This window comes from Pirellulaceae bacterium (genome assembly GCA_019636385.1).
GTDB lineage: Bacteria > Planctomycetota > Planctomycetia > Pirellulales > Pirellulaceae > Aureliella.
Genome location: JAHBXT010000003.1, coordinates 778,841 through 790,855, shown reverse-complemented (window position 1 = coordinate 790,855; position 12,015 = coordinate 778,841). Strand labels below are relative to the sequence as shown.

Genomic DNA, 12,015 nt, shown 5'->3' with positions numbered 1-12,015 from the left:
CCATACAGTCAATGCGATGTCTAGACTCAGATATTTCATTTCAAGATTCGCAGCGGCGAGCCTGGCCGTTTTGTGGGTCGCCTCTGGCGGGGGCGTTGCTGCGGCAAGTGATGTTCCAGCCAGCCCAACCAACCCGCCTAACATCGTGATGATCATTGGTGATGATCAAGCTTGGTCGGACTACGGCTTTATGGGGCATCCGCAGATTCAAACGCCAAACTTGGATCGCTTGGCTGCTCGGGGGGCGCTGTTCAAGCGTGGCTATGTGCCTACCGCGCTTTGCCGACCTTCATTGGCCACGATGATAACCGGCCTGTATGCGCATCAGCACCTACTGACCGGCAATGACCCCTCGCCGAAATTAGCTGACGAGAAATCGAGAGAGTACGCGAATTTGCGCCAGCGGATGATTGACCGGATGGATGAGAATTCGACGTTGCCAGGCTGGTTAAGACAACGCGGCTACGTTAGCTTTCAGTCGGGAAAATGGTGGGAAGGCTCGTTCGCCAACGGTGGGTTTACTCACGGGATGACTCGCGGCTTTCCGCACCCCGGTGGACGTCACGGCGATGATGGGTTGTCGATTGGCCGCCAAGGATTACAGCCTGTATTCGATTTCATCGACCAGTCTCTTGCTAGCCAACAGCCGTTTTTCGTATGGTACGCACCGCTGCTGCCACACACGCCCCACAATCCACCACACCGATTATTTGACAAGTACGCGGCCACCGTCGATTCGCCTCACGTGGCCCGATACTATGCGATGTGCGAGTGGTTTGATGAGACTGTCGGGCAATTGATCGAACATCTTGAACAACATCAGGCAATGCAGAATACTCTGCTAGTCTACGTCTGCGACAACGGCTGGAAGCAAAATCCAGACAGTCCAGGCTTTGCTGCTCGCTCGAAGCAAACCGCATATGAGGGTGGTGTCAGGCAGCCCTTGATTGTGTGCTGGGAAGGCACGATCCCCCCCAGGCAATATGATGATCTGGTTAGCTCCATCGACATCGCTCCCACCATTCTGAGCGCCGTTGGCATTTCGCCTGCTACAGATTTGCCCGGTGAGAGCCTTCTGAATTTAGTACGTGATGCTCAACCGCTGGAACGCCAACAACTATTCGGCGAGGGGTTTACGCATGACGTGGCGGATTTAGAGTCTCCTGAAGCATCACTTATCTATCGCTGGACGATTCGTGGTCCGTGGAAGCTGATAATCACCTACGACGTAGAACTCGATCGACACTCCGCTGCACATCAACCACTGCAACCACAACCTCAGCTATTCGATCTTCAGGCCGACCCCCACGAGCAGCGAAACTTAGCCGCTGAGCAGCCAGAACTCTTGAAACAATTGTCTCAAGACATCGCCCGCTGGTGGCCATTGAAAGCGCGCAAGCCATACCCGTGACTGCCTTAGCCTGGCAGTAGTGGCAACCGCGATCCAAGCTTTGGAAATACGCGATTACGTCCAGAGCTTCCACTTTCGAACTGCCGCTGGTGACAGTTCAACGCTGTGGGCGCAGGACTTCCCTCTCCTGCTCGCGCCAACTGTCTTTGACCGGACTACCGATTTTCCGTTGACCGACATTTTTGATATCTTGCAGCAACAAGTACAGTAGGAACATCAGATTCTTGCCATATCGCGGTAGCAGTCGCCGTGGGTCGCTCAATGCTCGGTATAGCCATTCGCATCCCAAATTCTGCCAAATACGCGGGGCGCGCCGCGCTGTTCCGGCCAGAAAGTCGAATGATGCCCCCATTTGAATCGCCAGTGGCACCCCAATATCCTGCAAGTTATCGTAAATCCACAATTCGCCTTTAGGTTGCCCAAAAGCCACCAGCAGAATATCGGTCTCCGCGTCGCGAATCGCTCGAATCATCTCCGTTTGTTCATAGGCTGACAACGGACGAAACGGCGGAGAATAGACGCCAGCGATTTGCATTTCTGGAAAGCGAGCTTTGAGGTGTGCACTCGCTGCGCTGGCGATGCCTGGCGCTCCACCCAAGAAAAAGATTCGATAACCCTTCTCTGCTGACAACTTAGCCAGCTCGACAATCAAATCCGAACCGGCGACGCGCGCCGGCAGCGGCTGATTTCCCAAACGACTGCGCAGAACGATCGGCTGTCCATCGGCCAGCATACAACAGCACTGGCGGTTGACTTCGTGCAAACGCGGATGCTGGTCGGACAGCATCAAATAGTTCAAATTGGCAGTGATAAAGTACTCGGGACGTCGAGCTTGCACCACGCGATCTGCCATGTCGACGGCTTGCTGCATGGACACCTGGGCAAATTCTACACCCCAAACGCGAGTCGTGGGCAGACGCTCCGCAACGGGTTGCTCTGGCGACTGGCTCGCATTGGCGTCTTGGTCTTGTATGGAAGCCGATTGATCCGCGCCTGCTGGCGCCGGTCGAGACACGGCACGTGGCTGTAGCCAGGTCACAAGAGTTTGACCGCCACGCGCACCAGCCGGTGCACCAGACGGAACCGATGCCTGCTCTGATGGAGCTGCCTTGTCGGCTGTCGTTGGGCGTTGAACCTGAGCGGACGCTCCGGATACGAACGAAGTTATCTCCCATTCGCATTCCGACTCTTGAGGCAAATTGTCCTGTGCAGCATCCGCCTGCACGTGAACTGGCAGGGGAAAAACGACCGGATTCGAAGCGGAATCGCCTTGGAAGTTAGCTGTAGAAACTTTGTTCATGATCGATCTGATTTGATTGCAACTCAAAAGACGTCCACGAAAGCGTAGGCCACGGCTATAATCCCAGCCATCAGAAGCGGGGCTGCTCCAGGCTACTTGAGATGTCTGAATTGCCGAAAGTAACGAATTTATGTTTTACTCCGTGTGCATCACATGGGGCGTGTCACCCGCACGACGCTGTATCAGTAGCGGAAGTATCGATTGCAGATGTGAAGTTTGCACAACGGTAGATGAGGTTGCGAACACCCTACATGCGGGCAACGATCGTTTTCCCCCGATTTCACTTCATGAATGAGGCACAGCCAGAATTGTCTGAAAATCTACTTGTCATTTCCATCGAAGGTCTAGCCAGCTCACTGGTCGGAGCATACGGTTCAAGTATCGCTGCGACGCCAGCGATCGATACGCTGGCCGCACACGGTATTGTGTTAGACCAGTGCTTCGTTGATTCGTTGACGATGCGCGACATGCTGATCAGCTTATGGAGCGCTCGTCATGCGTTGGAGGACGCTCGAGAGGATGCAACAACTCTCTGGCAGCTATTGCCGCAGGCTGGTATTCACGGCTGCATCATCACCGACTGTCACCAGACCGCCCAGTTGGCGCGCCGCATGGGTTGCGCGCAGATTGTCCTGTGCGAGCCGCCGGCGATTGAACAACCTGCCAGCGACGTCAGTGACTGCTGGATTATGTCCTTATTCTCCGAGGCGGCAGCCACGCTGGGCAAATTGAGTGAGCAACTGGGAGAGGGCACTGTCCTTTGCTGGATACATTCATGCGCCTTTCGACTGCCGTGGGACGCACCGCTGGAACTAAGACAAGCGGCCAAGGATGCCGACGATCCCGATCCACCGACCGAGATCGGACCGCCTGACTTTGAAGTCGAAGAAGACACCGATCCCGACCTGATAACGGGTTGGGGGCAGGTGGCTGCAGCGCAAGTCGCCGTCGTCGATCAAGCCATCGGTCTGTTCATGCAATGGATCGACGAATTACCGGAACCATGGTCCTGGTGTTTGATCGGCTTTCCAGGAGTGCCGCTGGGCCAACACGGCTGGGTCGGCTGGCGGCCAATGCAATGCTTTAGCGAGGAACTCCACGTTGTTGCTATCTTCACACCTCAACCTCCACTGCCTATTGGCTGGCGGCGCAGCGAGCTTTGTCAATTGCCAGATGTGGGCGTTACGTTAGCAACTCTATGCGGTATTCAATGGAGCGATCCGGTGTGGGGCATCAATCAGCTGAGTCCACCCGACGATCAACTTCCTGCTGCCTGGTCGCCCACTCAACAACTGGCCGTCCTACAATCTACCGATCAATCTTGGGTGCGAACACCGGCGTGGAGCCTGACCATACGTGGAGAGATTGTGCAACTGTACGTTAAACCGGATGATCGCTGGGACGCAAACGACATCAGTCAGCGGTGTGCTGAGATAGTCCAAAAGATGCAGCAACACTTGATCGACTTCAAACACGCAATCCGTCAATCGGGCCGCGAGCTACTACCGAGGCTCGATGAGTCACTTTGCAATCTCATGCGCTAGTACGTGCGCCCGGCCAGACTTCCAATCAATGCCTTGCCGATCGCGCAACGACCGATGGCCTACACGAGGCTGCGTAATCCGTCGGATGATGACCATTCAATGCGGGTTGAAAGAATGCTATAGTCGATAGCCGCGTTCTTCGTGTTCACGGATATCAAGGCCTTCGTATTCGGACTGTGCGCCCACGCGGATACCGACGAGGGCATCAATGAGCTTCAGGATGATAATGCTGGCGAACACCGAATACACGGCGACTCCGCAGGCAGCCACCAGTTGACGAAGGACTTGGCTGCCGACAGAGATCTCAGGGTTGGGATTAGTTCCATCCAACCACGAAGCGCAAAACAGGCCGGCCAACACCGTGCCCACAAATCCACCGACGCCATGCACACCAAAGACATCCAGCGTATCGTCGTATCGAAATCGCCGCTTGATCGTAGTGGAAAACAGATAGCACAAGACCGCCGAAATGCCGCCGATGGCCATGGCTCCCAGCGGTCCCACGAATCCCGCCGCTGGAGTGATGGCAGCCAAACCGGCGATGGAGCCGGTCGCAGCACCGAGCACACCGGGCTTGCCGAGCTTGATCCATTCGATGGCCATCCACACCAACGTGGCCACCGATGCGGAAATATGCGTCACCAACAGCGCCATGGCAGCCTGCTGATTGGCTCCGAGAGCACTCCCAGCATTGAAGCCAAACCAACCAACCCACAACATGGCGGTACCGGTGACGGTCATGGTCATATTGTGGGGCGGCTCCAAGCTGTTGGGATAACCGATTCGAGGCCCAATAATAATGCAGGCGACCAGCGCACTGAAACCGGCAGTGATGTGCACCACGATGCCGCCTGCAAAATCTAAGACCTTCCAATTGCTCAACAGTCCACCGGGTCCCGCCCACGTCATGTGGCACACCGGCACATAGACCACTAACAGCCAGATTGCCGAAAATAACAGCACGGCAATAAACCGCATGCGTTCAGCAAATGCTCCGATGATGAGTGCGGGCGTAATGACCGCGAACGTCATCTGAAAGGCAACGAACAACGCTTCAGGTATCGTGCCGTGCGGATCTGCCGGAGCGATGCCCGCCAGACCCAATCGAGATAGTCCACCAATGAAACTCCCGCGATTGACAACTCCTTCTTCCATACCTGACGTGTCAAACGCCAATGTATAGCCAACGGCAACCCAAATCACTGAAATAAGTGCGGTCAGCACCAAGCATTGCATGAGGATGGAAAGCACATTGCGCGAACGCACTAGCCCGCCGTAGAATAATGCCAGCCCCGGTATCGTCATGAACAAGACCAGCGCCGTCGAAATTAGAATCCAAGCGGTATCGCCAGTGTCAATCATCTGCTAACTCCCCCCAAAGTGAATCACCGTTGAATTCTAATGCGCCATGTGCAACCATCGTCTGGCGACGCTGCCTACTATCAACAGGCTTCGGCAACTTTTGTCTGCGCGTATCGCCTACTGCTGGCGCCGAATACGCCCGGCGGGATTCGAACCCACAACCTCAGGCTGCGGAGGCCATGACAAGCCCCGTCGCAGGATCTCGATTGATTCTACGTAAGTGATTACGAAGCCAGCTGTTAAGAAATCGAAACAGGCACCTTCAGCTTTGCCAAAGATCGATTGAATTGTACACGATTTAACATCCATGTACATCTATTCTGGTACCGAATTCTAGACCCAAAAAACGACCTACTGCATTTGTAATCACTGGTTGCGGCACTCCAAAGTTCCCTACCCCGACATCGTGTACCCGAACCTATACTGGGGTCGCTGAACCCCCACGGCTGAAACAACTCGCAACCAGTCGAATAAGTGGATGAAGCGCGCCGAGGCAGCATGTGCCCAGCCTGTGGAGGTTCTAATCGCGCGAACATCACGCCCTGCGCGAGCGGGCAGTTGATCTAATGACTCTTGTCAATTCGTCCGGCATGTATACAGAATAGATTGTATCGAGTAGGCGACCACACGACGTTGTTTATGCTTGGCGTGATCTTACGCGATCTTGTCCGTTGCATTTTCCCATCTGTCCACTGATAAGAATCGTTAGCGTCGAAAGGAATCGCTCGATGACCGTAAAGAGTAAATACCGATTCACGCAGTATCCTGACGGCTTTAAGGTAGAAGCACCAGACCGCGTACCCGTCAGAGTCACGCTATTCCCTACCGGCTTTCGAATCGACTCCCTCGAAGCAGCACCGCGCGAACCGCGCCAGCTGATGTTGTTTCCGGAGCTTCAGGAAGTCGAGCCGGAGTTGAAATTGAACCTAGTGCAATACCCGCGTTTGGTTGAAACCGTTGCGGACGCCAGCATGTCTAATTGGTCACCACCCAAGCCAGGGATACCATTTCGCGGCGTTCGTATTTGGGCCAAAAAAAAGACCGCACGCGCGCTGGGTAAGCGGATTCACCGGCAGTGGCAGCGTCTGGTGGCCAAAATTGATCCACTCGTCTGGCGGGTGCAGAAGGCGGTCTACGCGGCGGCTCCTTGTTTATCCACTCCGCTGTTGCACGTTCCCGAACTGTATCAGCATCCGTATTTGGTCTCGGACATTCTACGCTATCGTGCGGCAGCAATCGCCGTGAATATCGGCGACACGTTGTGCCAGTGGCGACGTGCTCGGCAGCATGAAGCCGCCCTCCCGCAGCCAGGCGGCCTGGCGATCATGCCGCTGGACATTGAGTATCGCTACAGTGTCCGTCCAGAGTTTGCCGTGCAGCAGATGGCCGCGGACTGGCAACGACTCTACTCATCTACCGAAGTGGCTTATGGTAGTTTGCGCCGCACGCTCATGCAATTGCCCGGTGGCATCTCCATCTGGCCACATACGGTACTTCCCATCGTGCATCTGGTGCGTCCGATGACCGACCGACTGGAATTAGCTACATTGCTGCGAGCGGTGATGATCCAAAGGGAGCGACTGATTGACGAAGGAGCATCGCACCTGCGCACCTTTCACTACGCAAGACGTTCTGAAATACGTGAGGCCATGGACTTGGTAGCGGCTGAATTAGCGATGCCACTGAGTCACCGCCGCAATGACGCGATTGCTACGTTCGTCCAATTCCTGTGTGACTATCCAGATCAGCATTGCGGTGGCCTGGTATCTTTAGCTCGCAAGTCGATCGCCTGGCACAGGGACGATGGTCAGCGGCAACAGGCTGCATTGAACGCCCTAGGGCAACTCTCTGAAGATACGAGCACCAGACTACCACCGATCCCCCTACCTGAAGAAGGCGGCGTTCGGTTTCTGGCCAGCGTAGGTGAAATCCTCGAAGAAGGCGAGCGGATGAAGCATTGCATTGGCAGCTACACCGAGCCGGCTGTGCATGGACGATGTTACCTGTTCCACGTAGATTATGGTGGCACTAGTGCCACGGTCGAGGTCGGACCCAACGGCCGCGTGCGGCAATCCTTTGGCCCACGCAACTCGCAAAACGAGGCGACAAGTTACGGTCGCCAAGTTCTAAGCCGCTGGGCAACTGGCCTACTGATCAGTTCGTAGAAGTAGTCCCACGCCTTCTTGCTGTCCGGTTCCAGATTATGCCCAGTTCTGCCGATGTTGACGAACCAGCAGCGACGGTCTTTTGGATTCCAGGGTTTCTTAGCCGGTCCATAACAAACCTCCAAACTTAAGGGAGAGAAACCTAGAGCAAGCCTGAAGGTTTGCGGGCGGTTCCCAGGCGGATTGCAGACGCCTGGGAGCCAATTTATTTATCGCGATTGCGTACCGAAATTCTGTATCAGTGAGCAGTCCAGTCGTCAAACCCCAATACGCCCGGCGGGATTCGAACCCACAACCTTCGGCTTCGGAGGCCGACGCGCTATCCAATTGTGCCACGGGCGCCAGTTAGACCGCACATTCTGACGAAAATCAAGCCACTTGTCGACTCCGCTAACGCTTTTGACGAACCCAGTTGTATGGGCTTTGTGGAACTTTGCGGGTCTGAACGCCTAGGACAGATTCGCCGGTGGATGGTGAGCTACAATAGGGTAATTCCAACAGCACCTGGAAACCAACCTTTATCCACCCAGTCAAAAGCATGCCGCTGGGCCTTGTTTTGCCAAGTGATTGAACCGTCGATGGATTTTCAAGCGCTCCCCAGCCAACCGCCTACAGCGACTTCCAACCAGCCTGCATCGTTGGTAGTGAGTAACGATCGTAGCGACTTTGCGAATTTGCCAGCAGAATTGGGAGCGTCGAAAAGCGACTGTCAGCCGGGTTCCATTCAAGCATCAGGTCGCTGGGCCGTTTTTTTGGAACTGGCACATGACCACAAGTCGGCAGCTCTGCTGGCCAGTATGTCGCTACACCTGCTAATCATGCTGTTGTTGGCGTTGCTCAAGTACGGCGGCACGCTCGATGGTCCACAGGCTCAACAGGGAGTCATAAGCGTGTCGATCGCCACTAACGATCGTCTACAAGACAGTACCGAAATCAATCTAGTTCGAGACGTCAGCTCGGCCGTGACTAGTCTACAGTTGCCGCCACAAACCGGCGTACATCCCAAATCGCCTTTAGCGATCGACGCCGATTTGGCGCCGCTGCTTGACGGCAGTACACAGCCAGCGTCTTTTCCGCCCATGGATCAGCTAATGGAGCAGTGGCAAGCCGTTAGCCGCCACGCCATGAGCGCTAGCTTCATTGAGTCGTCTGTAGAAGGTCGATCAACCAAACATCGTCAGCAACTTGCTCTCAGCGGGGGCGGCTCGCAGGCCAGTGAGCAAGCCGTCGAGGCAGCGCTTCAGTGGTTGGCCGCGCATCAGCTTCCCAGCGGAGGCTGGTCACTTGTACATGATCGCGGACAATGCCAAGGCCGCTGCCCCAATCCCGGTAGCCCCGATCGACTCGACCCCGCTGGTACCGGACTGGCATTGTTAGCATTTTTAGGCGCAGGGTACACTCATCAACAAGGGCCGTATCAGCAACCAATGCAACGCGGAATCTACTACCTGAAACAAGTTGTCGAACACACGCCGCGCGGAGCCAATTTTGAATACCAGTGTCAGCGCGGCATGTACAACCATGGCATCGCCGCGCTTGCATTGTGCGAAGCCTTTCAAATGACCGGCGATACGGAACTCGAGCCGCTGTGCCAAAAGGCCATCGACTATATCGTCAACGCTCAGGACTATTCTGGCGGTTGGGGCTATCGCCCAAAGCAGCCAGGCGACTTGACAATCAGCGGCTGGCAGTCAATGGCTCTAAAGAGCGCTGCTGCTGGCGGTCTGGATGTTTCGCCGACAACGTTGTGGCGCATCGGCAAATTCATTGAAACTCAGCGCTCCGTGGACGAGTGGAGTTATTTTTATCGTGAGCCCCGCGAACGGTCGATGGCCTGTACCGCCATCGGACTACTGTTAAGAATGTTCTTGGGCAGTTCCAGAACCGACCCGTCGACCATCGAGGGACTTAAGCGCTTAGTTGCCCATCAGAGCCCAGGCAGGGCGGATATTTACTATAGGTACTATGCGACCTTAGCCCTGTTCCACGCCGGTGGCTCGCTGTGGGAACAATGGAATGCGCAGTCGCGCGACTATTTAATTGCCACGCAAGAAACTGAAGGACATCTGGCAGGCAGTTGGTATTTCGACGATCCGTTTGGCAAGGAAGGTGGGCGACTATACACAACCGCCATGGCCGCGATGATTCTGGAAGTCTACTACCGCTACGCGCCGCTGTACAAACAAGCCGATCAACCATTCTCTTTATGATGCAGATCGCCGTGCTTCGCTTTTGTAGTCAACCTCAGATTTGTATATTGACCGTCATCTTGGCACTCTCCGGTCAGTCGGCTTCCACACGTGCCCCACTGGCTCAGGAGCCATCCGCTAGAACCGCACCAGATAACAACTCAGCACCACAGTTGCTCGATACCGCTCAAATGCGTGCCGAACTTTTGCGACTGCGCGTCCAGTGCGAGCGGCTAGGGCTGACAGGCGAGGCAGAGATCTGCCTGACATGGCTCGCAGCAGATCGGCCCGACCAGCAAGTCTACTGTTTGCCCATCAACCCAGAGTCGGATCCTATTGCATCTCAGGCTCAGCAGCCGCAGACGGCGCGTTGGCAGGAGCATTTCACAGCAGCTCGAAAGGGCCACGCACGATATCTATTTGCGCTGGCTCAGCAGCAGGCCGCCGCCGGCGACGAGCGTCAGGCGTTTCGATTGCTGTGGCGGGTATTAAAAGAAGACCCTGATCACGCACCTGCCCGCCGTGTACTTGGCCCGCTCAGCAGCGCATTGACCGCCAGACCACAGCAGCGACCTACGACGAAGCAGTCCGCCGAGTTGTCTTCAGCCAATCCCTTTCAGCGTTATCAAACACGACATTTCCAACTGCTCTCGCGAGCCGACGCAAAATTGACATCCCAGATGGCTACTCAACTTGAGCAATTCTACGCCATTTGGTGTCAGTGTTTCTATGAGTACTGGGCTCCACCGGGACTGCTAAAGGCCCGCCTGGAAGGCAGCAACCCCCCGTGGCCTCAACCGCCACGCATGGAAGTCGTCCTATTGTCCGATCGAACGGAGTACCTGCGTGTGCTAGGTATCGCTGAAAGCCGCATTGAAGTTTCGGTCGGCTACTACAACCCGTATCGCAGGCGTTGCTATTTTTATCCGAGCGAACAACTCAGCGAGACACTGCAACACGAACTGACTCACCAGCTTTTCGCACAGGCTTCACGACTAGCTTTGAACGGCGATCAAGAAAACCTTGCGGGCGGATGGATTATCGAAGGCATCGCTCTGTATATGGAGTCGCTCGATAAGCGTCCCTTTGATTGGACCGTCGGCGGAATTCAATCGCGGCGACTGCAAACAGCGCGCTATCGAGCCCTTCGCGACCAGCACTGGCCGTCATGGACCGAGTTCTGCCAATCGACGCTTGCCCAATGGAAACATGCGCCTGACATCAGTTTGAACTACGCCCATGCCGCTGGTCTAGTACATTTGTATCTGGACTTAATGGACGACCAACCCGCAAGTCGTGACGCGATACTGCGTTATCTAGCGGGTGTATATGCCAGTGCAGCCCAGCCCGCCGATTTGCTACAAATTCTTGGCCAGGATGAATCAGCAGCCCAGGTACGATATCGGCAATTGATGACTATTACCGATGAGCAACTGTCGGACCTAGTTGCCAGCCGCCAACCCATTTCGCAGTTGGTACTGTCGCGCAGCCAGCTTGTCGACTGGTCAATAATTGGCAGTTTCACTCAGCTTCAATGGTTGGACATGTCGTTTAGCAACTGGTCGCCGACGCAAGCCGCGTTGTCGCAATTGATGCGACTTGAGCGGCTAAGCCTCGAAGGAACTGCGATCGACGAATCCGCGCTAAAGATTATTGCCAGCCTGCCGCAATTGAAGGAACTCGATGTGAGTCTGTGTGCGATCGACGACCAAGCACTGCTTGCCCTCCGCAATCATCCGCGGCTGGAAACACTGTGGCTCACCGGTACGCGTGTTACAAACCGTGGGCTGGAGACCTTGGCGACGCTGCCCAGCCTACGCTATTGCAACATAGATTCCACAGCAGTGAACGAAACTGAGTGGAACGCATTCTTACAGAAAAATCCTCAAATCAGCGCCAATTAGTCAGAGACTGGTTTAGCTGTCGTATGCATTGTGGCCCTGGTACATCCTCTGCTGACCTCCAGCGCATCAGTCGGAAAATGATATGATGTTCGCAGTTAGTAGCCACCGTCGCCAGAGGGTGGTTAGGCAAAATCAACAGG

7 protein-coding genes and 1 tRNA gene are annotated in these 12,015 nt (G+C 55.2%); 5 read left to right on the top strand and 3 right to left on the bottom strand.

Annotated features, from left to right (window positions below; all coding sequences use genetic code 11):
* Positions 1 to 16: 16 nt before the first annotated feature.
* Complete coding sequence (locus tag KF752_13745; GenBank protein ID MBX3422611.1) at positions 17 to 1,411, top strand: sulfatase-like hydrolase/transferase; 1,395 nt, start codon at positions 17 to 19, stop codon at positions 1,409 to 1,411.
* Positions 1,412 to 1,508: 97 nt separating this feature from the next.
* Here KF752_13745 and KF752_13740 read toward each other — a convergent pair whose 3' ends face one another.
* Positions 1,509 to 2,282, bottom strand: coding sequence for a WecB/TagA/CpsF family glycosyltransferase (locus tag KF752_13740; GenBank protein MBX3422610.1), 774 nt, complete (start codon positions 2,280 to 2,282; stop codon positions 1,509 to 1,511).
* A 659-nt stretch (positions 2,283 to 2,941) separates the two neighbouring features.
* On the opposite strand from KF752_13740, the gene KF752_13735 reads away from it, so the two are divergent.
* Entirely contained in the window at positions 2,942 to 4,255 is a 1,314-nt protein-coding gene (locus KF752_13735; GenBank protein ID MBX3422609.1) for a hypothetical protein, read from the top strand.
* 117 nt (positions 4,256 to 4,372) lie between these two features.
* Here KF752_13735 and KF752_13730 read toward each other — a convergent pair whose 3' ends face one another.
* Positions 4,373 to 5,617: an ammonium transporter gene (locus KF752_13730; GenBank protein MBX3422608.1), complete on the bottom strand. Its 1,245-nt coding sequence runs from the start codon at positions 5,615 to 5,617 to the stop codon at positions 4,373 to 4,375.
* A 728-nt stretch (positions 5,618 to 6,345) separates the two neighbouring features.
* Between KF752_13730 and KF752_13725 the strand changes: the two genes are divergently transcribed.
* On the top strand, positions 6,346 to 7,782 hold the full coding sequence (locus tag KF752_13725; GenBank protein MBX3422607.1) for a PcfJ domain-containing protein: 1,437 nt from the start codon (positions 6,346 to 6,348) through the stop codon (positions 7,780 to 7,782).
* A 268-nt stretch (positions 7,783 to 8,050) separates the two neighbouring features.
* Here KF752_13725 and KF752_13720 read toward each other — a convergent pair.
* Positions 8,051 to 8,124, bottom strand: a tRNA-Arg gene (locus KF752_13720).
* Positions 8,125 to 8,360: 236 nt separating this feature from the next.
* Between KF752_13720 and KF752_13715 the strand changes: the two genes are divergently transcribed.
* A complete protein-coding gene (locus KF752_13715; GenBank protein ID MBX3422606.1) occupies positions 8,361 to 9,992 on the top strand; it encodes a terpene cyclase/mutase family protein in 1,632 nt (543 codons plus the stop codon).
* On the top strand, positions 9,989 to 11,875 hold the full coding sequence (locus tag KF752_13710; GenBank protein MBX3422605.1) for a hypothetical protein: 1,887 nt from the start codon (positions 9,989 to 9,991) through the stop codon (positions 11,873 to 11,875). Before KF752_13715 ends, KF752_13710 begins: the two co-directional genes overlap by 4 nt.
* Positions 11,876 to 12,015: the final 140 nt, after the last annotated feature.